Annotated in this window: 1 pseudogene; it reads right to left on the reverse strand. The window is 26.8% G+C overall.

Annotated features, from left to right (window positions below):
* Nucleotides 1–467, reverse strand: a pseudogene (locus LQ688_RS14155) (IS3 family transposase); the annotation flags it as partial.

Consider the following 467-nt stretch of genomic DNA (forward strand, 5'->3'; position numbering starts at 1 on the left):
TCTTAGTTTCATTAAATGATCTATTTAAAATGTTTTGTGCAGTAACTTCAGGAGTAAAAGGCTTATAACGTTTGGTTTTACGACGTATAATTGCTTTTAATTTTAATTGTTTCATTAATCTATAAACACGCTTATGATTTACACGTTTATTTAATTTAAGACGGATATAGATATAAATACGTCTATAACCATAAATACCTTGATATTGGTGATAGATATCGTTGATATCTTCCATTAATGTATTATTTTCAATCTCTCTCTTAGAGGGTTTTCTATTTGTCCATTTATAATAACTTGATCTATTTATTCCTAAAACACTACATAACCATTTAATTGGATATTTATTTTTTAGCGCTTTAATCGTTTTGTATGACGCGATTTGTTTACTTTTTGATTCATCATCTCTCTTTCGAATTCTCTCCGCTTTTTTAAAACCTCATTCTCCATTTCTAAATATTTATTTCGTT

It is taken from the genome of Mammaliicoccus sp. J-M40, assembly GCF_022386395.1.
GTDB classification, from domain to species: Bacteria; Bacillota; Bacilli; order Staphylococcales; family Staphylococcaceae; genus Mammaliicoccus; species Mammaliicoccus lentus.